Raw genomic sequence first — 25,453 nt, 5'->3', positions numbered from 1 at the left:
CATGCGGGACGTCGGGCGTGGCGCTTATTTCGGCTACACTGGCTGCTACTCTCCCTTTCAGACGCCTGATGATCGAAAAGAATCTGCCCGAGCTGGTCATGCTGAAACGCCTCATCGACGAGGGCGGCAGCCACCTGGAAGTGGCCGCGCCCTGCAGCATCGCCATGGATGGGCGCGAATTTCCCGTGTACTCGATCGCCATGGGCAATCCCAGCCCCGACGTGCCCGTGCTGGGCTTTTTTGGCGGCATCCACGGTCTCGAACGCATCGGCACGCAAGTGCTGCTATCCTTTTTGGAAAGCCTGATCGCGCGCCTGCGCTGGGACGCCACCTTGCACCAGCAGCTGGAAAGCATGCGCCTCGTGTTCATGCCGCTGGTCAATCCTGGCGGCATGTGGCAAGCGACGCGCTGTAATCCGCAGGGCGTGGACCTGATGCGCAATGCGCCATTGAGCGCGCGCGAAAAAGTGCCGTTCATGCTCGGTGGACAGCGCTACAGCGCCCGCCTGCCCTGGTACCGGGGCGCTGCCGGGGGGCCGATGGAGGTGGAAAGCCAGGCCGTGTGCGACCTTGTCGAGCGCGAACTGCTGTCGCGCCAGTTCAGCATCGCCCTCGATTGCCATTCCGGTTTCGGCTTGCGCGACCGCATCTGGTTTCCCCATGCGCATACCAAGGTGCCCATAGCCCACCTGGCCGAGATCGGCGCGCTGGAAGAGCTGTTCAGCCAGAGCTATCCCAATCACAACTATGTGTTCGAGCCGCAAAGCCGGCAATACCGCACCCATGGCGACCTGTGGGACTATCTGTACCTGAACGGCACGAGCTACAGCGGACGCGTGTTCCTGCCGCTGACCCTGGAAATGGGTTCATGGCGCTGGGTCAAGAAAAACCCGCGCCAGCTGTTCAACCGGGTCAGCATCTTCAACCCCACGGCCGCGCACCGCCTGCAGCGCGTGCTGCGCCGGCACCTGGTGTGGTTCGATTTCCTCATGCGCGCCGCCAGCAGCCACGGCCGCTGGATGCCGGAAGGCTTGCTGCGCAAGGCGCAGCGCCGGCGCGCCCTGGCGCAATGGTATGAATCATGAGCGGCGCACACACCTGGGTCCTGCTGCGCGGCCTGATGCGCGAACAGCGCCACTGGGGCAGTTTTCCCGCCACCCTGGCGCGCGCCCTACCCGGCGCCCACATCGTCACGCCCGACCTGCCCGGCAACGGCACGCGCCACGCGCAGGACAGCGCCACCCGCGTGGCCGCCATGGTGGAAGACTGCCGCCAGGAGCTGCAGGCGCGCGGCATCCCGGCGCCCTACCACTTGCTGGCCCTGTCCCTGGGCGGCATGGTGGCCGTCGAATGGGCTCATCGCTATCCGCAGGAAATCGCCCGCTGCGTGCTGATCAACACCAGCATGCGGCCGTTCAGTCTCTTCCATCAACGCTTGCGCTGGCAGAACTATGGCGCCCTGCTGCGCCAGTTGCTGCTGGGCGACGGGCGCAGCCAGGAAAGTCTGATCCTGCGCCTGACCAGCCGCAGGCATGCCCATGGCAACCCCGCCCTGCTGGCCGACTGGCTCAGTTACCAGCAGCAATACCCGGTCAGCCGGCGCAACGCGCTGCGCCAGCTGCTGTCGGCCGCCCGCTACCGCGCCCCGGCAATCCGCCCGCCCATGCCCGTGCTGGTGATGGCCGGCGCGCTAGACCGACTGGTGGACCACCGCTGCTCGCAGCGCCTGGCCCGCGCGTGGCAGGCCGATTGCCTGATCCACGGCGATGCGGGCCACGACTTGGCGCTCGACGAGGGGCAATGGGTGGCGCAATCGGTGGCGAGGTGGCTGGGCGTGGCAGCGACAGACGATCACAAGATAAACACGGCACAATCATCATGCCAATAGCAAACCACACAGACCAACTGACAGCGCTGGTGGAAGCCGGCGTCCGTGAACACGTTTTTCCAGGCGCGGCCTGGGCCGTGGGCACCGTCGACCACCACGCAATGGGCGCGGCCGGGCGGCTCACGCCCGAAACGTCCAGCGCCGCGATGCAGGTCGACACCTTGTTCGACATCGCTTCGTTGACCAAGATCATCAGCGTCTGGTCGCTGGTCGGCCAGTTGGTGAAGCAGAATCGCCTGCGCCTGGACAGCCGGCTGGCCGATCTGCTGCCCGGCACGGCAGGCTACGCGCTGGCGCCGATCACGATTTTCCAGCTGCTCACGCACACGGCCGGCCTGCCGCTGCGCGCCCGCCTGCGCGCCAGCTATGGCGACGTGTACGACGATATCGTGCGCGGCGTGCTGCGCGAGCCGCTGGAAGGCATACCAGGCCAGGCCGTGGAATACACGGACCGCGCGGCCCTGATCCTCGGCCTGGTCATCGAGCGGCTGCTGGGCATGCCGCTGGACGTGGCCCTTGCCGAACATGTGCTGCAGCCGCTGGGCATGACCGCCACGGGCTACGGTCCCGTGGCGCCACGGCACGGCCAGCTGGTCGCGCCGACCGAATACTGCGACGAGGCAGGCGCGCATCTTGCCGGCACGGTGCATGACTTTTCAACCCGGCTGCTGGGCGGCGTGTGCGGCATTTCCGGCCTGTTTTCCAACGTGCCCGACCTGCAGCGCTTCCTGCGGGCGATGCTGAATCCGCATGGCGATGTGTTTGACGCCGCCTGGGTGAGGGAATCGCTGACGGTACAGACGGGCGATCTGCAGCCCTCGCGCGGCCTGTTCTGGCATCCGGCGGCAGGCACCGGGCCGCAAGACGACGTCTGGTGCCACCTGGGCTTCACGGGCACGGCCATGTGGATCAGCCCCCGGCGCGGCCGCTATGCGGTGCTGCTGACGAACAAGCTGTATTACACGCGCGAGTTCGACAGGATCAACGACATCCGGCGCGACTTCATGCGCTGCGCATTCGATCTCTGAAGCCGCGCCGCTTTTCAGAACAGTCCGATTTTCCGTGGATGCCGAAGTTTCTATACTTCGTCCATCTTAACCTGTCGGGAAAATCGCCATGAGCGCAGCCGTGTATGCCCTTTCATCCACCACGATGAGGCAGCGCCTGCCGGCGCGCCCCTTCACCGTGCCCAGCGACGCGGACGTCATCCATGCCATCCATTCGGGTGATGGGCTGCGTGTCGTCTACCAGCCCCAGTATGACTTGCACAGCCGGCGCGTTGTCAGCGCGGAAGCGCTGCTACGCTGGGACCATCCACAGCATGGCAGCGTGCCGCCGTCGGTACTCATTCCCATGGTGAACCGGCTCGGCCTGCATCTGCCGCTGTTCGACCTGGTCGTCAAGGAAGTCATCGCCATGTTGCAGCACCTGCGCCGTCAAGGTGGTGACGTGCCCGTTGCCGTCAACGCCTCGATCGATACCGTGTGCACGCCCGGCATGGCCGATCTGCTTGCCACAAAAATGTGGGATGCCTGCCTGCCGACGCGGCTGCTGAAAGTCGAAGTCACCGAAGACTTGCCGGTCCTCGACGAACTGTGCCTGTCGGCTTGCCTCAACACCTTGCGGGCAAAGGGGTTTCCCCTGTCACTCGACGATTTCGGCGCCGGTTCCGCCACCTTCAACGTCCTGTTCAAGATGCCTTTCGATGAAGTCAAGATCGACGGCGCCTTTATTCGCGACATGGAAACCAATACCCATTCGCATGCCATCGTCGCCACCCTCATTTCACTGGCACAAAGGCTCAACCTCAAACTGGTGGCCGAAGGTATCGAGAGCGAATCGGTGCTGGCGGCCTTGCTGGGCATCGGCTGCCATATCGGCCAGGGCTATGCGTTGGCACGCCCGATGGAGCGCGAAGAGTTTATCCAGCGTCAACTGACCAAGCCCGTGGCAATGGCAATGGCAATGGCAATGGCAATGGCAATGACACTGAAGGCGATGTGACATGAGCGACATGAAGCAATTACCGCTGATCTTGACCACCGATGCCATCGCTGCCGGGACAGCCGTCCACACGCACGATGCTGCGGCACTCGTCGAACGCCTGCTCGCCTACATGGGACTGCGCAATGATGCCTGCCTGGCACGCGAACTGGGCGTGCCGCCGTTCGCGATCAGCAAGCTGAGAAGAGGAAACGCCGCGCTCGATACGGACATGCTGATACGCATGCACGAAGCATCGGGCCTGTCCATCGGCGAACTGCGGGCACTCACGGATCCCCGGCACTGATCCCCACCGAGCGGCATGGCCGCTCCCCAAGCAAAAACGGCGCGCCATCACTGGCGCGCCGTTTTTTTGTATTGGAGCATCCCCGCATGGCGGCATGCTCCAGCCATTGCACAGCTTTATGGCTTTCTCTTTTGCGTGATGCCTGCGGCGGCCAGCTGCGGGCCCTGGCGTGGCGAGCGCGCCATGAGGAATGCGGCCGGCACTTGCAGATCGAGGCGCTGGACAGCAGCCTCATGACTCCAGCTGGCGCCGGGAATCGACGCCAGCACTTGCTGGCACGGCAGCAGCAACTGCTCTTTGGACAGCTGCACGCCATACTCCTGCAAATCCACTGTACTCATGCACGGCGAGGGACGGCTTTCTCCAGCCACCGGCAGGAAGGCCACGTCGCGCCGTTCCATGCGCTGGCCATTGACGAATATGTCAACCGTATGCGTGCCGCCCAGCAGTTCGGCGCTGCGTTCATCGGCGGGTGCCGCCTTGGCATTGATGAGCTCAGGCACGCACACGGCATCGGCTTGCTGCAGCTTGCCGCCCTCGCCTTGCATGACAGATGCGGGAATGGCCAAAGTACAACGTTCATGCGCCCTGCCGCCCCAGGAAATCGATAACTGCCGGGTAGTTTCCTGCAGGCGCGCATACAGCTGGCCGCCCTGTCCCACCACGCCCACCGGCAAGCCTTGCTCATCTTTCACTGTGGCACCAAAGGCCAGCACCTCGCCGTTCGCCAAGCTCACGTTGAATAGTATCGCGCGGCCCGTGCTGGTGCCATACTTCAAAAATACGACAGCGCCATCACGCGGTGCCACCTGCTGGCTTGTTTCGCTCAGCTCGACATCCATCGACGTGCCCTGCGGATCAATCGCCACTTCATTCAATTCATACGGACGCAAATAGGGCAGGACCGCATTGCCGCTGGCGTCGAGCCTGAGGCCAGGATAGCCGGCCACCTTGGCGCCGGCGGCACCAGGCGCATGCACGACGGCGATGGTTTCGCCACGCAGCGGCGTCAGGGTCACACCGCCCGGATGGGCCACCACGCTGCCGCTCATGCTGACCGAGGCACTGCTATAGCCGGTGCCGCGCCCCACGCTGGCGCCAACCATCGCCTGCGCCCCGGTATACTGGCCGTTGAGGGTGCTGCTGTTGCTGCTGCCATTGCGGCTCACTGATGCGCCATAGCTAAATTGCCGTTCTTCTCCGGCGCTGCCGCTCAGCGTTGCCAGCTGGTCATAGCGGCCATCCGTGTCGCGCGATACCTGCGCCGACATTTGCGGCCTGTACAGACTGTCATTGCCACCCAGCGGCATGCTCAAGGTCAGTTGTATCCTGCTTTCCATACCGCCATAAGATACCTTGCTGCGATTGGCATTGATGCCGTAGCTCACGCGCCCCACCTGCTTGTTGTAGCTGAGCTGATATTGCAAGTCCTGGCCCGGCCGGTTCCAGTAATTCTGTGCATAACCGCTGATGCTGACCTGCCCCCACGCACCCAGGCGCTGGTCGGCGGTCAAGGACACGCGGTTGCGGGGCCTATACTGCATATTGGAATCGTAACCATTGCGTTCGGCGTCGAGCACTTGCGTCGCATTGGCAAAATCCAGATAGCCGCTGGTGGAAAAACGGTAAGCAGCCATCGAGAAATTACTGCCGGTGCTCAAGACATTCTTGCTGTATGACAAGCGCAGACTTTGGCCCTTGGCCGTGTCTGCGGCAAGTTTCGTCTGCGCGTGACTTAGATCGATGGATACGGCGCCTATCGGTAATGCAAAGGCCACGCCGCCGAGCAGGGACAAATAGTCCTCACTGGCCTGCAAGCCACCGTAACCGGTCAGGCTATTATTCAAACCATACTGCAAAGTGCCCTGCAGGACGCGCGCCTGCTTGCTCAAGAAATTATTGCGCGTTACGCCAGCCGCCGCGCCGAAGCGCAGCGAACCCGGACGCAGCAACTGGCTGACGGCCGCATACGGCACGACAAAGCGCTGTTCGCTACCGTCCGCTTCGGACACTGTCACGTTCAAGTCGCCACCGTAACCCGTGGCATACATGTCGTCGATGACGAAGGCGCCTGGCGCCACCGTCGTTTCAAGCAGGAGATTGCCCGCCTGGCGTATGCTCACGCGCGCGTTGGTGCGGGCAATGCCGCGCACCACGGGCGCATAGCCGCGCAAGGAATTGGGCAACATGCGGTCATCGCTGGCCAGTTGCGCTCCCCGGAAGGATAAGGTATCGAAAATCTCCCCGCTGGTATTCGCATCGCCCAGTGTCAGCTGGCTTTTCAGCGCCGTCATGTCGCGCCGCGCATAGGTATCAAGCACCTGGTAACGACTGCCTCCCTGCTGCTGCCAGCTGAGTGCGCCATTATGGCGAAAACGCCAGCCGCCCATATTGAAGCCGCCGTTGAGGCCCAGATAAGCGGAGTCGAATGACGTACCGCCACTCTTGTTGTGATAGCTGTTAAAGTTGTAACCCAACATGCCCGAAGTGACACCGCTATCCCACAGTTCCGGGCTGACATAACCGCGCGCATTGCGCCGCAGCGACGCCTGGGGAATGCTGATATTGACCTGCTGAATCTCCGGCAAAAACACGGCCGTGGCATTCGCTATCAATTTGCCCAATTCGACACACTGCCCTTCTGCCAGCAAGGTCATGGCTTCCGGCGACAGCAGTGATATATTCACGCCCAGCAATTCAAGCAGTTTGCGCGATATGCACACCACGGGATTACTGCCGTCATCGTTGGCATTGATGCGGATATCCTGGCGATTTCTCAGCTCGCCGTTGAGGGCGATATCGGCGCGGTACGTGCCCGGCAAGACAGGATTGCCTTTTTGGTAAATAGCGAGATCCAGGCTGCGCGAGCCTTCCGGCAAGAAAACACTATTAAACTCGACCTGGTCCGCATGCGCAGCTGGTATGGTCAAAGCACATGAACTGAACGCCACCGCCTTGAGCATACTGCCAACAAGCTCATTGACGCCTGGACTTGGCCTTGCTTGAGGATAATAGAAGACTTGGCGATGATTATTCATGATTCAAACCTTAAGGAGCGGGCCGCGCGGCCGGCGCAGAAAGGCTACGCCGTGCCGGCATCGGGACACCGTAATCATTGATGGCGCTAAACTCCACCTGTGCGCCTGCGGCAGGCAAGTCCTTCAGGGAGGGCAGCGCAAATTGTTTCGTCTCGCCTGGCGCCACCATGCCGCCATCACTCTCGCTGCGCTGGGCGCCGGCCACCAGCGACAGCGACGCCACCGACACGTGAAAGGCGGACGGGTTATATGCTTCCAGGGCAAAGCCCTTGCCACTGCTGGCAGAAACGGCACGCCATTGCACTTGTTCGATCGCGTCGACAGGATTGCCAGCGAGCCCCTCGGGGCGATAAAAAATCTTGATGCGTGAGCGGAACGCCATCTGCAGGCTGTTCACATCGGCGTCTTGCGACTTGGGTGGGATCTCCAGCATATTCAGCCAGAACACCGATTCTTTCGTTGCCGGCAGGGCCGGACCGACAAATATCAGGCGCAGGCTCTGGCCCTTGCCCGGATCGATGCGGGCCAGCGGCGGCGTCAGCACAAAAGGCACTTTGGCCGCCGCCGGCGTCGATGCGACATCGCCAGCATCGACCCACGCCTGCACCAGCGCCGGCACTGCGCCATCGTTATTGAGCTTGACCGTGATTTCTTTTTGCTTCGCCGGATAAATCTGCCGCGTGCCCGTGATCACTACGCTGGCCATTGAGGAAGAACAAAACAACAAGGCGAGACTGAGCAACAACGAACTTTGCAATGAATGATAGGGGAGCATGGAAGACCTCAGAATGTAGACCGGAAGCGCGTCCCGCCTATGCGGCGAGGACGTGCTTCCCTGGCGAGTGGATTACTCGTAAGTGATGGAGTAGGTAACGGCACCCTTCACCAGACCGGCGGCGGCAACGCCGGTGGAAATATATTGCACGGCATACGGCAGAACCGCGCCGCCGCTAGCATCTTTCGTGACCTTGCTGGTATTCGCAACTTGCGAGAAATCACCAGCCTTGATCACCTGACCGTTATTGGCATCGACCAGCTGCAGCTGAACATTCTGGGCACCACCTACGCTCTTGTCGTTATTTCTCAGATTATGGGTCAGTGGATCAACGTTGGCACCCGCTTCGAAAAATGCGGCGGCCTTGGTGGTCGTACCGCTACAAGCACTCAGCGTAATGTTAAAACCTGTCTGACCTGCAATGGTGCCAGCCGTTTTCAGCTGGGCAGCCGAGACTTTCGGCAATGTCACGGTCGCAGCAGCAGGGCCAACCGTGCCGTTAACATTCACGGTACAAGTCGAATCGAGCAGTTGGCCTTCAAAATTGATCGTGCCATCGGAAGCGAAAGCGGATTGGCTTACAGCGGCGGCCAGCAGAACGGCGAGGATACGGACTTGGGATTTCATTGAGACTACTCCTGAAAGATAAAGGTAAATGCGCACCAGTTAATGTAGGAACGCGGCTGTTGATGCAGATTCGTACTTTACAGAGCCGCGGTAGTTGTCGATATGAGAATGGTCTTAAAAATCCGCGCCGCCGGATGAGACATGTGCAAATAGATGCACACATCGGCAACAACACGCGCAGGATGCAAGCTGCCTGGCAAGCTGGCGTTGCGGCGTGGCTGGAGAGAATGGAGAGGCAGTGCGGGGATGAAAGCTGTGGGGAGCGCCTGCAAGACGGCGCTTGCAGGCGAGATGAAGGCTGCTGGCTGGTCAGCCGGGCAGCACCGCCTGATCGTCAGGTTTCAAGATTGCCTGCGCCAGCCAGACCAGAGCCGTCGCCAGCAGCAAAGGGCAGACAAGCAGCAATAAAACCAGCGTTGTCCAGCCAACCCTCTCTTTCAGAGTGATGCAAAGGAGATCGGCGAGCGGAATGCCCAGGTTGAACGCGACATAGAACAAGCCCACGGCCCGCATGTTCTGCAGAGGTTCCACCGCTTGTATCAGGGCCGCCATGATATTGACGTAGAACACCGCAGTGAAGCCAAAGCCCACCAGGAATACCGGCAACATGAGAATACCCAGGGGAATCTGCCATCCCCAAAATATCAGACCGCCGATAGCAGCTGTGAGGGGAAGAGCAATCAACAGCAATTTCAGGGTGCCATAGCGGTCCCCCAGCCAGCCACCGAGCGGTGCCAGCAAGTTTCCAATCACGACAATGCCGATCGCCATCTGTACCGTCTTGATGGGAACGCCCAGTATCTCGCGCAGGTAGGCGCTATACAGATAGTCGAAGTTACCAGCGCTCAATGGCAGGCATAGGGCAGCCAGAAACAGCAGCAACGGGCCTGGGGACCAGACCGACCCCACCGTTTTTTTCGCTTCAGGGCGGATGAAGCGCCGCTCGCCGGTCGTATTGATATGCTGAAAAAAATGCCAGATCAGGATATACAGCAGGATCAGGATCAGCATGCCAGCCAGGGCGGGCAACAGGGGCGGCTTCCCCTCTTCATTGATGGCATGGTTGATGGCGCTGAATTGGCTGGCAACGATGTTACTGGCCACGGCCAGGCAGTTCATGAGTCCCACCACCAGCGCACAATGGCGCGGAAAATACGTGACCCCGATACTGATCCAGGCACAGATATTCATCGTGCATCCTATGCCGCCCAGCAAGCTCCAGCAGCACAGTTCAAATAGCGTGCGGGAATACAGGCCCATAATCGCGGCTACCGCCAGCAGCAGGAAGCCTGCCAGCAAGGTTTTCTTGCGCGACAGCGTTGCCGGCAGCAGTGCCAGCACCAGTCCCGTCAACCCCATGCTGACGTAAAAGATCACTGCGGCTATCGGGAAACTGCCCAGCGTCGCGGGCAGGCCGAATGGCAGGGGCCGGGATGCCAGCGGCAACTTTGCCGGATCCATGCCGGACAACACCAGGAACAGCAAGGTGGTCGGCAACATCAACGCCAGCATCCCCATGGCCTCTTTTTTATTCTTGTTCATCCTGCGCAACATGATGCTCCTTTCAATTGAAATCAATGCTGACCGCGGCTACGCCAAGCTGCCACCAGTTCCCGCAGGAGCTGGCCGCAGCGCGCATCGGTCAGCGCTTCCGCACCGCGCAACAGGCTCTCGAGCTGCCCTGCCGGCTGCGCCATCTCCGTCCATTGCATGGCCAGGGCGGCGCCATGCAGGCGATGCGCGGCACGCACCGCACCATCCCGTTCGTGCATGGCCATGGCCTGCAGCAATTCGCCCATATCGTTGGCGAACGCCGCGCGCACTTGCGGCATATCGAATACGGCCAGGGTTTCCATCGGCGGCGCATGCAGTACCAAGGTCGCGTCGCACCACAGTTCGACGATATCCTGCAGTTTCGCCAACCGGATCGGCTTGCTCAATATGCCATCCATGCCGGCTTCAAAGCAGCGTTCCGCATGATCCTCGCCCGTCGAGGCGGAAATCGCGATGACCGGACAGCGCGCCTGTTCCAGGTCCGCTTCGCGCCTGCGCCATTCGACCGTCAGGCTGTAGCCGTCGATGTCGGGCAAGTCGCAATCCATCAGTACCAGGTCATATTCGCGCAGGCCGAAACAGGCCAGGGCCCTGGCGCCATTCTCGGCAATGTCGGCATCGCAGCCCAGGCTGGCGAGCTGGGCCCGCAACACGGCCTGGTTGGCCGGCACATCCTCGATGACCAGGATGGACAGGCGCTGCGCGGCCGCGCCCCCCACCGGAGCGGGCCGGGCAACGACCACGTCGGCCGCAGCAGCGGAGCCGGGCGCCAGGTCTGCAGGCAAGGAAATCAGCATGCGCGTGCCCCTGCCCATCTCGCTGTCGATGGTGATCGTGCCCTGCATCAATGTCACCAATTCACGGCAAATGACGAGGCCCAGCCCGGTGCCGCCCGAACGTTTGTAGGTGCCCTCCACCTGCACATACGGGCGAAACAGGATCGCTTGCATGGCGGCGGCTATGCCGATGCCCGTATCGGCAACGGCAATTTCCAGCCGCGCCTGGCCATGCCCATCGTCCAGCATGGCAATCTGTATCTCGACGCCGCCGCTTGCCGTAAATTTGATGGCGTTCGAGACCAGGTTGTGCAGCACCTGCAGCAGCCTGGCCTCGTCCAGCATCAGCAGCGGTACCGCCGCGTGCACCGGCACATCGAGCGTAATGCCCTTCTCCCGCGCCCGCAGTTGCTGCAGGGCCGCCACGTCGTTGGCCAGGGCCGCGACATCGACGGCATCAAGGCTGAGCGTCAGTTGCCCCGCCTCCAGCCTGGAGACATCGAGCACGTCGTCGAGCAAACGCAGCAGGATATTTCCGCCGTTGCTGGCCAGGTCGACAAAGTGACGCTGCTCCGCATTCATGGGCGTGGAGCGCAGCAATTCCACGGCGGCCAGCACGGCATTCATGGGCGAGCGGATTTCATGGCTCATCACGGCCAGGAACATGGCCGCCCGGCGCTCGTTGCGCAAGGCGCGCCGGTGCGCACCGTAGGCCTGGTACGCCAGGCCCGCCAGGATCAGCAGCAAGGCCACAGCCAGGCCCACATGTTCGCCAAAGTGATCCGCCGAGAACAGCATGCCCGAGTGATCATCGCCCGGCGCTCCCAGCCAATCCTGGCGTACCAGCCGGATCTGGGCCGGGGTCATCGCGGCCAGCGACTTGTTCACGATCGATACCAGCAAGGGATCGCTATCGCGCAGCGCCATGCGCACATCGGACGTCATCGCCACGGGCAATTCCGAAAAATAAAGCTTTGCGCCTTCATCGCGCATTAAATTTGGCAATAGCTGCGCCTTGCTGCCGATGGCGACGTCGGCGCCGCCCTGTGACAGCAGCGCCAGCGCCTGGCGCATGGTGGGACTGACAACGATGCGCATGCCGTCGTGGCGTTCACGCAGGAAGGGACCGAACAGGCCAGCTTCCGCGGCCGGCAGCGCCACGGTCTTGCCATCGAATGCGATGCCATCGGCACCAGGTTCACCCTGTTCACGCGTGGCGGCAATAGCCGTGGTCGACAGGTAGGGCAAGCTGTAACTGATGCCGGGCACCTGCTCCGGCGTGCCGATGCTGCGCACCGCGGGCAGGCAATCGACCCTGCCTTCACGCAGCGCAGCCAGGCCGTTGTCGGTGTCGGCCAAGGTCACGATGTCAAAGTCCAGGCCGCTATGCCGTTGAATGACTTTGATGTAATCGGCGGCGATGCCAACCCCGGTCGCGCCGCGCTGGACGATTTCAAACGGTGGCCGGTTTTGCAGCAGGCCCAGCTTCAACACGGGATGCGCGCGCACCCAGGCTTGCTCCGCGGCGTTGAGCGCGTGCGCCCTTTCCTCTCCCTGCGCCGCCATGCAGCAGACGGCCAGCAGGAAAGCGGCGATGCCGGCGCGCCAGCGCCTCATGCTTCGCCTATGGTATGCCTGATCTTGAATAGTTCATTATTCGATGTGACGCCGAGCTTGCGGAAGGCGGTGGTCTTTTGCGAGCTGATGGTCTTGATGCTGCGTTTGAATTTTTCGGCGATTTCCGTCACGGTCATCCCCGCCAGATAACAGCGGATCACCTCGCGCTCGCGCGCCGACAGCGCCGCCCCCAGCAGCAGCGCATCCGCGCCGTCCTCACCCTCTCGCGCATCAAAGGTGGTGCTCGCTTCGGCCACCCGATAGGACATCTCGGCGCTCAGGTACACGGCGCCCGACACCACCTTGCGCAGCGCCTTGACCAGCTCCGCCATTTCCTCGCCCTTGCCGGCAAAACCACGGGCGCCGACGCGCAAGGCCAGCGCCACCGTGGCCGGCTCATGATGCGTGGACAACACCAGGATGGGACAATCGGGGAATTTGGCCCGCAATGCGCGGATCAGCGACACGCCATCGAGTTCGTCCGGACCCAGCGCATAGTCGAGCAAAATGACGTCGGCCGGGGCCGCGAGCAAGCCCGCGATCAGCTCCCGGCTGGTACTGTAGGCGCCCACCACGTCGATATCCGGTTCCGCGCCGAGGCGGGCCACAAGGCCATGCCGCACCACGGCGTGATCATCGAGCAAGGCAATACGTAAGCGTTTCATAGGCATGGGCAAGAACCGGACGCTGTATGAAAAAAGTTTCTTTTGATGAGATTACTCCTATTTGTGCCACGACCGCCATACGAGATGCAGTTTATTAACATAGGTGCTCCTGTGCAACAAAAATGCTTCGATTTACCCGCCTTCAGACTCACATCACAATAAAGTTACTTTTATTGCATTAGCGAAGGCACGCATTATTTATTGCTGACGCTGGCGAAAAAGTCGCGCAACTCCAGGGGGCGCGCCAATGCATAGCCTTGCCCCGTGGGGCAGCCAAGCTGGCACAGCGCCTCGATGCACGATGCGTCTTCGATACCTTCCGCCACCACTTTCAGATTCATCAGCCGTGCCAGATTGACCGTCGCGGTAATGACGGCCTGCGCGGAAGCACTGGTTTTCATGTCGCGCACAAACGCGCCATCGATCTTGACCTCGTCAAAGGTCATCCTGGCCAGCAGATTCAGGGTCGATGAACCCTGCCCAAAATCATCAAGCGAAACGGGAAACCCTTTCGCCCGCAGCGTATTGAGCGAGGCGGACAGCAGCAGTTCATCGTCGACCGGCAGATCGCCAGTCAATTCAATTTTCAGCAATTGCGGCGGCACGCCTGCCCGCTGCATCTTTTCAGCCAGCCGCTGCGCGAGACCTGGCGTACACACGGTTTCGGCAGAAGCATTCAGGGCGATGGGCAAGGTCACCTGGCGGCTCTTGAGCACCAGCAGGACGTCGATCACGCGCGTCTCGATAAAGCTGAACAACAGCAAGTGCAGGCCCAGGCGGTTGACCATGGGGATCAGCACCGATGGCGGCACTTCGCCAACGCCGGGATGGTTCCAGCGCAGCAGCGCCTCGGCGCCGATGATGCGCCTGGTACGCAAATCGTACTGCGGCTGCAGCATCACGCGCAGATTCTTGCCTGTCGTCAACGCTTCGATCACATCGGCTTCCGTCGGACCGTCGGGCGGCGCAAAACAGCCTGCCTGCCGCTTGATCGACGGGACCAGCAGCAAGGCGCGCAAGGCCTCGGCAAACGCGGCGTTGCCGCCGCCGTAGACCATGCCTACATTGATGCCGGCGCGATGCGCCAGCCGGGCATGCGCCAATAATGCCGTCACGGACAAGCCGCCGATGCGGGCAACCGCCGGTTTTTCGAGCATCGCCGCGGCCTGCCCATGCAGCAAATTGAGCAGCGTCGGCTGGCCCACCCACAGCACATGCGGAAAACGCGCCAGCGGATTGGCCGCATCGAGCGTCTTGAGCAAAGTCGGCACCATCAAGCCACCATGTTCGACATCCGCGACGATCACGTCAACCTTCCCTTCGCGCAAGAGCGAAGGAATCAAGCTCAAGGAATTGATGCTTTTTACGTCTGCAACATTGATGGCACTCAGCATCGTGCCCAGCCATCGGGCACCACTCTTGTCCGTATCAGGCGTCAAGGTCAGCACGCGCAGGCAATGAAATTCGCTACGCACAGGGGAGCTGATGGTTTTCACGGAAGTTTTCCTTGGGTTAAGACGCATGGGTGAACAAAGAGTGGAAGACGCCAGAAAATGACGGGCGGCAAACCTCTTAATTGCTGTCCTCGTCATCGGGCATGCCGAAACGCGTGCGATGATCGCCCATGCATGCCCGCAGCTCATGAATACTCAGCCGGCTTACCTCGTGCATGCGTATGAGGATGGCGGCGCTGACCGGCAGCGAGCCATGTCTGATTTTGGAAAGGATGGGAGCCGATACCTGCAATTCGCGCCCCAGGGCCGCATCGTTCTTCAAGCCCAGAAAATCGATGAGCACATCGAGCAGATCGGCGTTGCGAAAACCGCTTGCAGCATTCTGTGGAAGCCGGTTGCGTAATCCCGTCACGCGTGGGGAATGCTGCTGTATTTGCTTTGTCATAGCCGCTACTTTCAATAAGGAAGATCAGGAACCGGCCACGACATGCGCATGGCAGCTGGCGCGAACCGGTGATGACTTGAAGTGTAGCGACAGACTTTCTTGACCGAAATCAGAACAGTCCTAAAATTCCCAATGAGAATTTAAAACGACGTCCTACAGCCGCAGGCTGACGAAAATCGCCAGCAGCAGCGCGCTAGCCGCCGCCAATAGTGCGCTGTTGAAACTGTGCGACTGTGCATACAGGCTGCCGGCCAGCACGGGGCCGATGATCTGTCCGATACCGTACACCACCGTCATGATGGCCATCATGTTGGCGCCAGACTTGCCCGCCTTGCCGGCGGCCCGCTGCGCGGCCGGCATGGCGATGGTCACCGTGCCGACAAACGTGCCGCCAACGAGGATGGCGCTGAGCAGGTAAGCGGCGGCCGATGGCGCCAGCACGGGCAGCGCCACGCCCAGCGCCTGCAGCAGCAAATTGAGCCTGAGCGTCTGGCGCGTGCCAAATCTCACATGCAGACGGTGCCACATGAAACACGAGGGCGCCGCACCGAGGCCGAACACGGCCCACACGTGGGCGGAGTTCAGTCCGGGCAAGGCCGCGCCGACCAGCACGGGCAAATACGTGGCCGTGACGATGTAGCCGAGTCCCGCCAGTCCGTAGATCAGCACCAGCGGCCACGGCGCCACGGGCGCCAGCGCGGTTGCGCCAACTTGCGCCGGCGCATCCGGCGCATCCGGCGCCGGCTGGCCGCTGGCGGCAATGGCGGGCGCGGCCGCCAGCCCCGTCAGCACGGTGACGCCGGCCAGCAGCAACCACATGCCGGCGCTGTGCCAGCCCAGGTGCGACGCCAGCACCAGCAATTCGGCCGACACGGCGATGCCGGCGCCCACCCCCGCGTACAGCAGCGGCGCGCCGCGCGCCTGCCGGCGCTGCACCAGCAACCATAATGAGGCGGCCACCATGGCCAGGGCGCTGAACACGCCCGCCACGCCGCGCACCGTCACGATGAGCCAGACGGGCATAGTCAAGGCCAGCACGCCCAGGCACAGCGCCGTGCCGGCCACCGACCACAGGCTCAGCCGGTGCGCGTTGTGCGCCCGCGCGCGCATGGCCAGGATGGCGCCCAGCAAGTAACCGGCATAGTTGGCCGAGGCGGCCAGGCTGCCGTCGCGCAAGCTCAACACGCCTTCCCCCACCATGTGCGGGTAGATGGCCGTGAAGGCGAAGCGGCCGAAACCCATGCCGATGGCGAGGACGACCGCCGCGGCGATGGCCGCGCGCAGCCTGGCAGGCGCGTTCACGGCGCCTCGCCGAGCTGCACCAGCAAATGCTGAAAGGCGGGCACGTCGAATCCGGCGCGCCACACCAGCACGGTGTCAATCTGCCCTGCGGGCAAGGTTGTCAAGGTGGCAGGCGCGTCCGACAGCGCCAGCACGCTGGCCGGCAGCAGGGTCACGCAGGCGCCGGCCGCCACGCAGGCGATCATGGTGTGATACGAACTCAGCTCCTGCACCTGCCATTGCGTGCTGCCGGCCACGCCCAGCAGCTCTTCGGCGATGCCGCGGTAGGTGCAGCCCTGCGGGAACGCCGCCAACGAGCGCGTACGCACGTCCATGGCGCTGCGCGCCTGCCCTTCGCTGGCCGGCAGCAGCAAACACAGTTCCTCGCGCCACACGGGCATCGATGCCAGGCCCAGCTCTTCCAATGCGGCGGCGCCTCCGAACGCGGGCGGCAAGGCGACGAAAGCGCAGTCGAGCAAGCCCGTGCGCACCTGCTCGATCAGGGGGCGCGACGGCCCCGTGCTCAGCGCCAGGCGCGTGGCCGGATGGCGGGCGTGATATGCGGCCAGCAGGGCCGGCAAGCGGCTGGCCGCCGTGCTTTCCATGCTGCCGACGCGCAAGGTGCCGCCCTCGCGCCCGCCCGTGACGACGTGCCGCGCTTCTTCCGCCAGCGCCAGCAAACGCTGCGCATACTCGAGAAAGCGCTCGCCGGCCGCCGTCAGGGCCATGCGTTTATTGGTGCGCACGAACAATTCGGCGCCGATATCGGCTTCCAGCTGCTGGAGGCGCGTGGTGACGCTGGATGGCGCACGGCCCAACCTGGCTGCGGCCTGGGTGACGCTCAGCTCACTGGCGACAGAGCAAAAAATCCGCAATGATTCCAACTCCATCGTATTCTCCATTTGAAAATGATTATGCTATTATATTCTCAAAATACGAATTGAACGCAGCATCCTCAACTTCATGAAGGAAACATCATGACTTCAATCCAGCCCTTCCTCGACCGTCTCGGCTTGCAACTGCCCATCATCCAGGCGCCGATGGCCGGCGTCTCCACGCCGCGCATGGCCGCCGCCGTCTCGAACGCGGGCGGCCTCGGTTCGCTGGCCATCGGCGCGGGCACGGTGGCGCAGGCGCGTCAGGTGATCATGGACACCCGTGCGCTGACGGATGGGCCCTTCAATATCAATGTGTTTTGCCATGCGCCGGCCGTGCGGGATGCGCGGCGCGAAGCGGCCTGGCTGGCCCATCTGGCGCCCCTGTTTGCGGAGCTGGGGGCAAGCGTGCCCGTGGAACTGGACGAAATCTACGCAACGTTCATCGGCAATGACGCGACATTCGATCTGTTGCTGGAACAGCGGCCCGCCGTCGTCAGCTTCCATTTCGGCTTGCCGACACCGCAGCAAGTCCAGGCCCTGCGTCAGGCCGGCATCTACACCATGGCCACGGCCACCAATCTGCGCGAGGCGGCCCTGATCGAACAGGCCGGCGTCGACGCCATCGTGGCGCAAGGCGTGGAAGCGGGCGGCCATCGCGGCGTCTTCGACCCGCAAGCGCCGGACGAGCGCCACAGCACCAGCGTGCTGCTGCGCCTGCTGGCGGGCCGCACCGCCCTGCCCCTCATCGCCGCCGGCGGCATCATGGATGGGCAAGGCATCCACGCCGCGCTGGACCTGGGCGCGGCGGCCGCCCAGCTGGGCACGGCCTTCGTGCTATGCCCGGAATCGTCGGCCAATGCAGGCTACCGCGCCAACCTGAAAAGCGAGCGGGCATCGGCCACGCGCCTGACCTGCGTGCTCTCGGGCCGCCTGGCGCGCGGCATGGTGAACCGCTTGATCGACTACGGCGAAGCGCCAGGCAGCCCGCCGCCAGCCGACTACCCCGTCGCCTACGATGCCGCCAAACAATTGAACGCGCTGGCCAGCCAGCACGGCAACAGCGAGTTCGCCGCGCAATGGGCTGGCCAGGGCGCGCCGCTGGCGCGGGAAATGGGGGCGGAGGAATTGATGTTGACTTTGGCCAGGGAAATGGCGCGCTGATTTCAGCACGCCGCTGACATGCGGGCGGCCAGGACAAGGAAGCCCTTGGTCGCATGCCGTCTTGGCTAGACGCTGCGACGGCATTGCAGTATCCGCTTCAGCCGCGAAGCGGACCTTTCAGCGATGATACGCTTGCCACGAAGTAGCCTTAGAGACAGCCCCAAAGATAAATGGACTGTCCCGTGGTGGCGGCTTGCCGTGCGAGCGATTGCAAATCCTTTAATAGCGGCCGCAAATCTGCTGCATCGCACTCCATCTCTTCAGTTTTTGCCCATTGCTCCGATGCGCTCTCCAACCCGTCCGCATTTGAATTTGCAAGAAGGCTTGTCAGTTCGTCCGGAAATCGGTGCAGCCAGGACTCGCCGTCCTCCTCAACGTAGATGTCTTCAGGCATGTGTTTTTCTATATCCCACTCCCTGCTTTCCAAAATGGCCCAAAGAGTACCGATTTCCAGGTCCGTGATGCCATTGAATTGGACCGGATTCAACAAAAGCGCAATTTCCTCGCCCTCGTCAGGTTCTTCAATCCGATTTGCATATCGGATGGCCTCGGCTGGACCGGCGATAAAGAAGTCTGCAATTACTCCCAATGTAGTTCTCCCAGTTTTTTGCACAAGATTGATTGGATATTCAACGACTGCTGCTGGCCGGCTGCCGTCGTTTCACTAACGGGCTAGACGCCGATCCGGCGGGATTCCCTCAGGACGTTTTCTGCACGAGCTGTTCGGCAAGCCCGATGAGGATTCCTTCCGGACCACGAATATAGCAGAGCCGGTACATGTTTTCGTACTGGACTACTTCGCCGACCAGCTTCGCGCCGCGTTTGACGAGCCGGACGAGCGTATCGTCGATATTCTCGACGGTAAACATGACGCGCAGGTAGCCGAGCGCGTTCACTGGGGCGTTGCGGTGATCGGCGACCACGGGCGGCGCGAGGAAACGGGATAATTCCAGACGGCTGTGACCGTCCGGCGTACGCATCATGGCAATCTCGACGCGCATGCCGTGCAGTCCGGTGACGCCATCTGCCCATTCTCCTTCAATCGGGGCACGCCCTTCGAGAACGAGACCAAGTTCGGTGAAGAATGCAATGGCGGCATCGATGTCTTCTACCACGATGCCGACGTTGTCCATGCGCTTGACTGTCATGTTGCCTCCTGGGTGTCTAACTTAGCTTGAAATAAGGGATAAGGAGCGCCCCGCTACGGCAGCCGGTGCCGGAACGTCGGTTCGATATTACGCGCATGCAGCCAGCGCACGATGTCTTCCAGGCTGGCGTCCTGCAGCAGCAAGCCCGGCGCAGCGGCGGATGTTGCCACTGGCAATGTGACGGCGACTGGAGCGGGCACGGCGTCAAGCAGGCCCGCATGCCCCTGCAGCTTGGCCAGCGCTTGCGCGAATTGTCCCGGGGTGATGCTGCGCAAGCTTTCCAGGAAACCCAGCTGGGCGGCGGGCGGCGGCGGCATGTCCAGGCCAGGCTCATCGACAAAGGCGGCGCCCATGCTGGGGTGGATGAAGGCGGCCCACTTGCCCGTTGGCTGCAGGCACGGCGGCAGCGCCGCCTGTTCCACGTAGTCTGGCGGCGCGATAGAGAGGATGTCGGTCGATGCTGGCAGGAAAGTCGAGCGCAGCAATTGGACGAATTGGCGCGCCTGCGCGACGGGTACGGGCGTGGCCAGCGACAGCCACAGCTGGAATGCACTGCCCGAGATGCTGACGGCGGGCGCCGGCAAGTCCAGCTCGTGCTGCACGGCATTGGCGATCGTGCACAGCGCGCTCCAGTGCGCTTCGCCGCCGCCCTTGCCGCCAAACTCCAGCACCAGCGCGCGCGTCAGGCCGCTCTCGGTCACGAGTTGCACGGCCACCGTCTGCTCGCCCGACAGATGGCGCGCCAGCACGGCCGGCGTCAGCGGCTGCGCGCCGCCCTCCGCATCGATGTATTGCTGCTGTTCCTCGAACAGGTACAGGCGGGTGAGTTCGGAAATCAGTTTATGCATGGGCGGCCTCGTAATAACGTTGAGCAAGACTTGTCAACGTGCCCAGATTATAGCGTCCTGGCTATTCCCTCACTGGCAGCCCGGCTGCATGCCGCGTCCGTCCGGCGCCAAACACCAGCCAGCTGGCCACGGCGAACAGGCAGGCGGCCACGCCGCCATACAGCATCACGGCGCCAAATCCCTGCGCCAGCGCCAGCTTCGCCACGCCGGCCGGCAGTGCGCCGGCGCCCTTGCCTACCGACAAGCCTTCCGCCATGGCGCGCAAGGTGGCCGCGTCCAGTCCGCCGGGCAACTGCATCCGCAAGGCGGACTGGATGGCTGCGACGAGAATACAGCCCATCAGCGCGATATTCACCGACAGGCTGATCATGCGCGCGCTGATGTCGATGCTGGAAGCCATGCCGGCCCGTTCGCCCGGTACGGCGCCCGTCGTCGTATTGGTGACGGGCGTGTTAGTCAGGCCCAGGCCCGTGCCCGCCAGCAGGCAGCCGGGCAGGATCGTCAGCCAGCTGGCGGCATCCACACGGCTGCCCCACAGCATCAGCAAAAAACCCACGCCGATGACCAGCAAGCCGGCAGGAATGACGGCATCGGCCCGGTAGCGCAGCGCCAGGCGCTCGGCCAGCGGCGGCACGAGCAAGGTGGGCAAGGTGTAGGCCAGCAAGGTCAGGCCCGTGTCCAGGCTGCTGTAGCCGAGGCCATACTGCACGTACAGGGGCAGATAAATCATGAACGGCCAGAAACTGCAGTTCATGCCCGCCGAACCGAGCAGCGCTCCCGAGAAACGGCGGATGCGGAACACGGCAAAGTCGATCATCGGTTCGGCCTGGCGCCGTTCGATCATGACAAACAGCATCAGACTGATCAGCGCCACGGCCAGGCTGGCCACGCTGCGCGGATCACCGAACCCCAGCGCCGGCCCCTGCGTCAGGCACCAGGCCAGGCTGAACACGCCCAGCGACAGGGTGGCGATGCCGGCCACGTCCAGCTTGCGCCGCTGCGGGTCGCGCGATTCGCTCACGCCCAGCGTCACCAGCAGCAACGCCGCCAGCGCCAAAGGTCCGTGTACGAGAAATACCCACTGCCAGTTTGACAGCGCGACGATGGCCGCGCCGATGATGGGACCGAAGCCCAGGCCCAGGCCAAACACGATGCCCCAGGCGCCAAACGCCCGGCCCCGCGCGGCGCCGTCCGGAAACTGCTGCGACAGCACGGCCACCTGGCAAATCAGCATGGCGCCGCCAGCCATGCCCTGCAGCGCGCGCGCGGCGATCAGCACGCCCGTGCTGCCGGCCCAGCCGCATGCCAGCGAACTGAGGCCGAACAGGATCAGGCTGGCGAGCAGCAAGCGCTTGCGGCCATAGCGGTCGGCCAGGGTGCCCGTGGCCATCAGCACGGTGGTGCAGGCTAGGGTGTAGGCGTTCATGATCCATTGCAAGTCCTTGAAGTCGCCATGCAGCACGGTTTCCAGGGTGGGCAGGATCACGGGCACGCTGGAAATTTCCAAGCCAAACATGAGCGAGGCCAGGCAGACGGCGGCCAGGGTGAGTACGTTTTGTTGCGAAGTAGTCAGGTGCATCGAAGCTTTGCTTTCGGTAGTCATGGAGGGATGCGTGGTGCCGGGGCACTGCAAGCGGCCATTCTAGAAAAGCTCGACTCATGAGGGAAATGATAAAATTTTGTACAATTCATTCATTTTCATCATGAATCGCAGGAGCGTCACCCATGGACTTCGATACCGCCCTGCTGCGCGCCTTTGTCGCCGTAGCGGACACGGGCGGCTTTACGCGCGCCGCCGAACGGCTGCACCTGAGCCAGTCCGCCATCAGCCACCAGATCCGCCGCCTGGAAGAGCAAGCGGGCAGCGCGCTGCTGGTGCGCACGACACGCAGCCTGCGCCTGACGGAAGACGGCGAAGATTTCCTGCGCCACGCGCGGCAGATCCTGGCCGCGCAGGATGCGCTGGCGCGGCGCTTTCAGCGCTCCTCGATTGCCGGCGCCGTGCGCTTTGGCGTGCCGGAAAATTTCATGGGCGCGCGCCTGCCCGCCCTGCTGGCGCAGTTCGCGCACCTGTTTCCCGCCGTGCGCCTGGATGTCACGGTAGGCACCTATCTTGACTTGCAGAAACTGGTCGCTGCCGATGCGCTGGACCTGGCCGTCGTCATGGCCCTCGCGGACGGACAAGATGAGGCAGCCGTGCTGCGCCGCACGCGCTTCGTCTGGGCGGCGGCGCAGGATTTCCGGCACGACAGCGCGCTGCCGCTGCCGCTGGCGTTTTCGCCCGCGCCGTGCATGCACCGGCAAGTCGGCGTCGACGCCCTCGATGCCGCCGGTCTGGACTGGCGCGTGGCGTTCACCTCGCCCAGCCAGCAGGGCTTGCGCGCCGCCGTGCTGGCGGGATTGGCCATCACGGCCATGCCGCAAAGCGACTTGGAGCCGGGCATGGTGATCATCGATGGTCAGCATGGCTTGCCTGCCCTGCCCGCCGCCCAGTTCCAGCTCGTCTGGCGCGCCACCAGCACCACGGCGGCGGCTGAAGCGTTCGGACAATTGCTGCGCGAGTGGTCAGCCGTCGCCAGTGTACCTTTGCAGGCGACATTTTCAGGCCAAAGCACATCGCCAATGACGTAACAAGCCAGGTATTGCTGCTGATGGAGGCGGCAGTCCGATAAATCGTCGCCGGACGGCTACAAGTCAGTCATAACTCATCGTGAACGTCGCCGATGCGTTTGCCGGACCTGGCGTCACCTTGCTGCCCGTCTGCAGGTAGCGCGCGCGCAGCGCGATGACATAACTGCGTTCGGTGGAGCTCAGGGTCAGGCCGCTGCTCTGCAAGCTTGCCAGCGGCACCGTGTTACTGGCCTGGGTGGCTATCTGCAGGCCTATGCCGGTGGCGGCGGGAGGACGCCCGGCGGCACCGGAGTCGAGGCTCAGCACGCCGTTGCCTGCGTTGATGGCCATGCGAACGGGATCGATGCGATAGCGCAGGCTGTTCACTTCACGCGTTCCGGGTGTCCCCGTGCCGCCCGGAGAGCTGCCGCTTTGCGACTCCCAGCTTGCAGCGGTCTTGTTAACCGTTCCATGAAACGCCGGGCAATCATTCAAGCGTATGGAAAAATCCTTCCAGCCGGTGGCGCTGTTGATCCCGCTAAAATCTTTGGGTGCATACGTGCCCATGGGCACCGAGACATCCGGCGTGCTGCAGGTCCGCGAGACGATCTGGAGACTGCCGGTGATGCCTATCTGGAAGCCCAGCACTCTGGCATCGCCGAAATTGCCGTACAGGCTGACGGTCGGCAATGAGCTGTTTGTCAACACCCCGGGAGTCACGTCTCCCAGCTTGATCAATATCAATTCAAAATTGGACGGCCCCTCAAAAGGAATCAGGCAGCGATGGCCCGGCGTGCAGGTGCTCGGCTGCGTGGAGGTCCGTCTTGGCAGTACACCGCCCCGACTATTCATGACTACCCCCAACCCCGGAATACTGGTCTTGTAGACTTTATTGGCATACGTCCCGCTGGGCCAGGCGGCCAGGCCGAAGCTGGCGTCTACCGTCAGCTCGGTAAACATTTGAAACGGGGCATACAAGCAGTCCGGTGTCACTGCCTGGCCGGAGGCCATTTTGAATGTCTGGCGATACACCTCGGTGCCCACCGGCACGTCGCGCCCGACGGTGATCGCCGACACTTGCAAAGGCATGTAGCCTATTGCCGGCTGGATCCCATTCGAGTAAGTGCAGTTGACCGCGAAAGCCGAATCGGCTACCGCCCACAGTAGCGCGACGGCCAGACCCGATTTGAGCAAAGAGCCAATATTCATAACGCGACCTTTTATATGTTGATTGGTGCAACTTACTGATGATTCATGACGTAATCATGGCGCTGGCGGCGGCGCCCAGCGGCGTAGCAATTGCTCCGTGGCAGCCCCGAACCAGGAATGTCCGACGTTCAGATCGAAAGCATCGATGCGCGAAATCGCTTCTGTATTGTTGCGGGATGAAGTGTATGGCCCCAACGGCACCTGCCATATAGGAGCACTCCGAAAAGCGGATACATTGCAAAAAATTATTAACAAGCAAGCCAAGCGACACCGGCAGCGAAGCATGCAATGGCAAAAAAGTGTAGCCTTCGCAGGTGTTCATTTTCAGGCCAAAGGAAATCCTCTCCATGACATCCCGTACTTTTCTCGTCACTGGCGCGACACGCGGTATCGGTTATGCCATCAGCACCCTGCTGCATCGGCAGGGCCACCGGGTCGTCGGCATCGCCCGGCATACTGAAGGCGTGGACTTTCCAGGCACCTTGGTTGGCTGCGATCTTGGCGACCTGGCGCAGACGGCGCAGGTTCTCGAGGCGCTTGAAAAAAAGTTCGATATCGACGGCATCGTGAACAATGCAGGCATTGCCTCGCCCCAGCCACTGGGTCAGATCGACTTTGCCACCTTGCAGAACGTCTTCGATCTGAACGTGCGCGCCGCCATCCAGGTGACGCAGCAGTTCGTGGCGGCGATGAAGCAGCGCCGCTATGGCCGCATCGTGAATATCTGCAGCCGGGCCATCTACGGCAACGCGAACCGCACCGCCTATTCCGCCGCCAAAAGCGCCCTGGTCGGCTGCACGAGAACCTGGGCCCTGGAATTGGCCGAGCACGGGGTGACGGCCAATGCGGTCGCGCCAGGCCCCGTGGAAACGGAACTGTTCCGCAAGACCCGCCCCGCCGGCAGCGAGATGGAACGCCAGGTACTTGCAACGATACCGATGCGGCGGCTCGGGCAGCCCGATGAAATTGCCGCCGCCGTCGGCTTCCTGCTATCGGAGCAAGCCAGTTACGTGACAGGCCAGGTGCTGGCGGTCGATGGCGGAGGCAGTCTGGGCGGACGCGCCTGACAGCTCAGCACTAGCAGCAAGGCTGGCATCAACACGCCGCCGAATGTCAGGGTGTAGGTGCTGACCCGTCTCCGTAGAGCCCAGTTCCTGATGGATTTTAGGCAAGCCCGTCAGCACGATGG

24 protein-coding genes are annotated in these 25,453 nt (G+C 62.6%); 8 read left to right on the top strand and 16 right to left on the bottom strand.

Annotation, left to right across the window (positions count from 1 at the left end; all coding sequences use genetic code 11):
* Positions 1-68 precede the first annotated feature (68 nt).
* The 5 genes from OPV09_RS13955 to OPV09_RS13935 all read left to right on the top strand — a co-directional run bounded on the left by OPV09_RS13955 (position 69) and on the right by OPV09_RS13935 (position 4,178).
* Positions 69-1,085, top strand: a complete 1,017-nt coding sequence (locus OPV09_RS13955) for a M14 family zinc carboxypeptidase (RefSeq protein ID WP_058049790.1) — start codon at positions 69-71, stop codon at positions 1,083-1,085.
* Positions 1,082-1,888, top strand: a complete 807-nt coding sequence (locus OPV09_RS13950; RefSeq protein ID WP_338682199.1) for an alpha/beta hydrolase — start codon at positions 1,082-1,084, stop codon at positions 1,886-1,888. The genes OPV09_RS13955 and OPV09_RS13950 overlap by 4 nt, the downstream gene beginning before the upstream one ends.
* Positions 1,879-2,916 (top strand): serine hydrolase domain-containing protein, encoded by a 1,038-nt coding sequence (locus OPV09_RS13945; protein ID WP_338682197.1) that lies wholly within the window; start codon positions 1,879-1,881, stop codon positions 2,914-2,916. Before OPV09_RS13950 ends, OPV09_RS13945 begins: the two co-directional genes overlap by 10 nt.
* A gap of 88 nt (positions 2,917-3,004) precedes the next feature.
* Complete coding sequence (locus OPV09_RS13940; protein WP_338682196.1) at positions 3,005-3,892, top strand: EAL domain-containing protein; 888 nt, start codon at positions 3,005-3,007, stop codon at positions 3,890-3,892.
* A 1-nt stretch (position 3,893) separates the two neighbouring features.
* Entirely contained in the window at positions 3,894-4,178 is a 285-nt protein-coding gene (locus OPV09_RS13935) for a transcriptional regulator (RefSeq protein WP_338682194.1), read from the top strand.
* A gap of 116 nt (positions 4,179-4,294) precedes the next feature.
* On the opposite strand, the gene OPV09_RS13930 is transcribed toward OPV09_RS13935, so the two are convergent.
* From OPV09_RS13930 to OPV09_RS13885, 10 genes are all read right to left on the bottom strand, one after another.
* Entirely contained in the window at positions 4,295-7,108 is a 2,814-nt protein-coding gene (locus OPV09_RS13930) for a fimbria/pilus outer membrane usher protein (RefSeq protein WP_338682192.1), read from the bottom strand.
* A gap of 118 nt (positions 7,109-7,226) precedes the next feature.
* A complete protein-coding gene (locus OPV09_RS13925) occupies positions 7,227-7,922 on the bottom strand; it encodes a fimbrial biogenesis chaperone (protein ID WP_338682190.1) in 696 nt (231 codons plus the stop codon).
* A 141-nt stretch (positions 7,923-8,063) separates the two neighbouring features.
* Positions 8,064-8,618: a fimbrial protein gene (locus OPV09_RS13920; RefSeq protein ID WP_278318765.1), complete on the bottom strand. Its 555-nt coding sequence runs from the start codon at positions 8,616-8,618 to the stop codon at positions 8,064-8,066.
* A 309-nt stretch (positions 8,619-8,927) separates the two neighbouring features.
* The gene (locus OPV09_RS13915) at positions 8,928-10,172 is read right to left on the bottom strand and encodes an MFS transporter (RefSeq protein WP_319993123.1); all 1,245 of its coding nucleotides are present in this window, start codon (positions 10,170-10,172) and stop codon (positions 8,928-8,930) included.
* A 20-nt stretch (positions 10,173-10,192) separates the two neighbouring features.
* Complete coding sequence (locus OPV09_RS13910; protein ID WP_319993122.1) at positions 10,193-12,565, bottom strand: ATP-binding protein; 2,373 nt, start codon at positions 12,563-12,565, stop codon at positions 10,193-10,195.
* Positions 12,562-13,230, bottom strand: coding sequence for a response regulator transcription factor (locus OPV09_RS13905; protein ID WP_099403428.1), 669 nt, complete (start codon positions 13,228-13,230; stop codon positions 12,562-12,564). The genes OPV09_RS13910 and OPV09_RS13905 overlap by 4 nt, the downstream gene beginning before the upstream one ends.
* A 194-nt stretch (positions 13,231-13,424) precedes the next feature.
* Positions 13,425-14,726 (bottom strand): EAL domain-containing protein, encoded by a 1,302-nt coding sequence (locus OPV09_RS13900; protein ID WP_319993121.1) that lies wholly within the window; start codon positions 14,724-14,726, stop codon positions 13,425-13,427.
* Between the two features lie 76 nt (positions 14,727-14,802).
* On the bottom strand, positions 14,803-15,129 hold the full coding sequence (locus OPV09_RS13895) for a hypothetical protein (RefSeq protein WP_319993120.1): 327 nt from the start codon (positions 15,127-15,129) through the stop codon (positions 14,803-14,805).
* Between the two features lie 153 nt (positions 15,130-15,282).
* Entirely contained in the window at positions 15,283-16,431 is a 1,149-nt protein-coding gene (locus OPV09_RS13890) for a YbfB/YjiJ family MFS transporter (RefSeq protein ID WP_319993119.1), read from the bottom strand.
* Complete coding sequence (locus tag OPV09_RS13885; protein ID WP_338682183.1) at positions 16,428-17,300, bottom strand: LysR family transcriptional regulator; 873 nt, start codon at positions 17,298-17,300, stop codon at positions 16,428-16,430. Before OPV09_RS13885 ends, OPV09_RS13890 begins: the two co-directional genes overlap by 4 nt.
* An 87-nt stretch (positions 17,301-17,387) precedes the next feature.
* Between OPV09_RS13885 and OPV09_RS13880 the strand changes: the two genes are divergently transcribed.
* A complete protein-coding gene (locus tag OPV09_RS13880; protein WP_319993117.1) occupies positions 17,388-18,449 on the top strand; it encodes a nitronate monooxygenase in 1,062 nt (353 codons plus the stop codon).
* A gap of 148 nt (positions 18,450-18,597) precedes the next feature.
* Here the strand turns inward: OPV09_RS13880 and OPV09_RS13875 are convergent, their stop codons facing one another.
* The 4 genes from OPV09_RS13875 to OPV09_RS13860 all read right to left on the bottom strand — a co-directional run bounded on the left by OPV09_RS13875 (position 18,598) and on the right by OPV09_RS13860 (position 22,024).
* The gene (locus OPV09_RS13875) at positions 18,598-19,038 is read right to left on the bottom strand and encodes a PDGLE domain-containing protein (RefSeq protein ID WP_225241018.1); all 441 of its coding nucleotides are present in this window, start codon (positions 19,036-19,038) and stop codon (positions 18,598-18,600) included.
* A gap of 109 nt (positions 19,039-19,147) precedes the next feature.
* Positions 19,148-19,597 (bottom strand): VOC family protein, encoded by a 450-nt coding sequence (locus OPV09_RS13870; RefSeq protein WP_338682179.1) that lies wholly within the window; start codon positions 19,595-19,597, stop codon positions 19,148-19,150.
* Between the two features lie 53 nt (positions 19,598-19,650).
* Complete coding sequence (locus OPV09_RS13865) at positions 19,651-20,445, bottom strand: TOTE conflict system archaeo-eukaryotic primase domain-containing protein (RefSeq protein WP_338682177.1); 795 nt, start codon at positions 20,443-20,445, stop codon at positions 19,651-19,653.
* Between the two features lie 61 nt (positions 20,446-20,506).
* Positions 20,507-22,024, bottom strand: a complete 1,518-nt coding sequence (locus tag OPV09_RS13860; protein ID WP_338682175.1) for an MFS transporter — start codon at positions 22,022-22,024, stop codon at positions 20,507-20,509.
* Positions 22,025-22,170: 146 nt separating this feature from the next.
* On the opposite strand from OPV09_RS13860, the gene OPV09_RS13855 reads away from it, so the two are divergent.
* Complete coding sequence (locus OPV09_RS13855) at positions 22,171-23,076, top strand: LysR substrate-binding domain-containing protein (RefSeq protein WP_338682173.1); 906 nt, start codon at positions 22,171-22,173, stop codon at positions 23,074-23,076.
* Between the two features lie 63 nt (positions 23,077-23,139).
* On the opposite strand, the gene OPV09_RS13850 is transcribed toward OPV09_RS13855, so the two are convergent.
* Both OPV09_RS13850 and OPV09_RS13845 read right to left on the bottom strand, forming a co-directional pair.
* Positions 23,140-24,264, bottom strand: a complete 1,125-nt coding sequence (locus OPV09_RS13850) for a fimbrial protein (RefSeq protein WP_319993113.1) — start codon at positions 24,262-24,264, stop codon at positions 23,140-23,142.
* 43 nt (positions 24,265-24,307) lie between these two features.
* Positions 24,308-24,613 (bottom strand): hypothetical protein, encoded by a 306-nt coding sequence (locus tag OPV09_RS13845; protein WP_338682170.1) that lies wholly within the window; start codon positions 24,611-24,613, stop codon positions 24,308-24,310.
* Between OPV09_RS13845 and OPV09_RS13840 the strand changes: the two genes are divergently transcribed.
* Positions 24,612-25,331, top strand: a complete 720-nt coding sequence (locus tag OPV09_RS13840) for an SDR family oxidoreductase (RefSeq protein WP_338682168.1) — start codon at positions 24,612-24,614, stop codon at positions 25,329-25,331. The two genes, OPV09_RS13845 and OPV09_RS13840, sit on opposite strands and share 2 nt — an antisense overlap.
* The last annotated feature ends 122 nt before the right edge of the window (positions 25,332-25,453 follow it).

Origin of the sequence: Janthinobacterium sp. TB1-E2 (assembly GCF_036885605.1) — a bacterium.
GTDB classification, from domain to species: domain Bacteria; phylum Pseudomonadota; class Gammaproteobacteria; order Burkholderiales; family Burkholderiaceae_D; genus Janthinobacterium; species Janthinobacterium aestuarii.
The sequence above is the reverse complement of the archived record's forward strand: the minus strand, read 5'-3'. Positions and strand labels throughout refer to the sequence as shown.

What these genes read in the sequence shown, in the direction of transcription:
- OPV09_RS13955 (WP_058049790.1), top strand. Translation starts at nt 69, where the DNA reads ATGATCGAAAAGAATCTGCCCGAGCTGGTCATGCTGAAACGCCTCATC.
- OPV09_RS13950 (WP_338682199.1), top strand. Translation starts at nt 1,082, where the DNA reads ATGAGCGGCGCACACACCTGGGTCCTGCTGCGCGGCCTGATGCGCGAA.
- OPV09_RS13945 (WP_338682197.1), top strand. Translation starts at nt 1,879, where the DNA reads ATGCCAATAGCAAACCACACAGACCAACTGACAGCGCTGGTGGAAGCC.
- OPV09_RS13940 (WP_338682196.1), top strand. Translation starts at nt 3,005, where the DNA reads ATGAGCGCAGCCGTGTATGCCCTTTCATCCACCACGATGAGGCAGCGC.
- OPV09_RS13935 (WP_338682194.1), top strand. Translation starts at nt 3,894, where the DNA reads ATGAGCGACATGAAGCAATTACCGCTGATCTTGACCACCGATGCCATC.
- OPV09_RS13925 (WP_338682190.1), bottom strand. Translation starts at nt 7,922, where the DNA reads ATGGCCAGCGTAGTGATCACGGGCACGCGGCAGATTTATCCGGCGAAG.
- OPV09_RS13920 (WP_278318765.1), bottom strand. Translation starts at nt 8,618, where the DNA reads ATGAAATCCCAAGTCCGTATCCTCGCCGTTCTGCTGGCCGCCGCTGTA.
- OPV09_RS13915 (WP_319993123.1), bottom strand. Translation starts at nt 10,172, where the DNA reads ATGTTGCGCAGGATGAACAAGAATAAAAAAGAGGCCATGGGGATGCTG.
- OPV09_RS13910 (WP_319993122.1), bottom strand. Translation starts at nt 12,565, where the DNA reads ATGAGGCGCTGGCGCGCCGGCATCGCCGCTTTCCTGCTGGCCGTCTGC.
- OPV09_RS13905 (WP_099403428.1), bottom strand. Translation starts at nt 13,230, where the DNA reads ATGAAACGCTTACGTATTGCCTTGCTCGATGATCACGCCGTGGTGCGG.
- OPV09_RS13895 (WP_319993120.1), bottom strand. Translation starts at nt 15,129, where the DNA reads ATGACAAAGCAAATACAGCAGCATTCCCCACGCGTGACGGGATTACGC.
- OPV09_RS13885 (WP_338682183.1), bottom strand. Translation starts at nt 17,300, where the DNA reads ATGGAGTTGGAATCATTGCGGATTTTTTGCTCTGTCGCCAGTGAGCTG.
- OPV09_RS13880 (WP_319993117.1), top strand. Translation starts at nt 17,388, where the DNA reads ATGACTTCAATCCAGCCCTTCCTCGACCGTCTCGGCTTGCAACTGCCC.
- OPV09_RS13870 (WP_338682179.1), bottom strand. Translation starts at nt 19,597, where the DNA reads ATGACAGTCAAGCGCATGGACAACGTCGGCATCGTGGTAGAAGACATC.
- OPV09_RS13865 (WP_338682177.1), bottom strand. Translation starts at nt 20,445, where the DNA reads ATGCATAAACTGATTTCCGAACTCACCCGCCTGTACCTGTTCGAGGAA.
- OPV09_RS13860 (WP_338682175.1), bottom strand. Translation starts at nt 22,024, where the DNA reads ATGCACCTGACTACTTCGCAACAAAACGTACTCACCCTGGCCGCCGTC.
- OPV09_RS13855 (WP_338682173.1), top strand. Translation starts at nt 22,171, where the DNA reads ATGGACTTCGATACCGCCCTGCTGCGCGCCTTTGTCGCCGTAGCGGAC.
- OPV09_RS13850 (WP_319993113.1), bottom strand. Translation starts at nt 24,264, where the DNA reads ATGAATATTGGCTCTTTGCTCAAATCGGGTCTGGCCGTCGCGCTACTG.
- OPV09_RS13840 (WP_338682168.1), top strand. Translation starts at nt 24,612, where the DNA reads ATGACATCCCGTACTTTTCTCGTCACTGGCGCGACACGCGGTATCGGT.
- OPV09_RS13845 (WP_338682170.1), bottom strand. Translation starts at nt 24,613, where the DNA reads ATGGAGAGGATTTCCTTTGGCCTGAAAATGAACACCTGCGAAGGCTAC.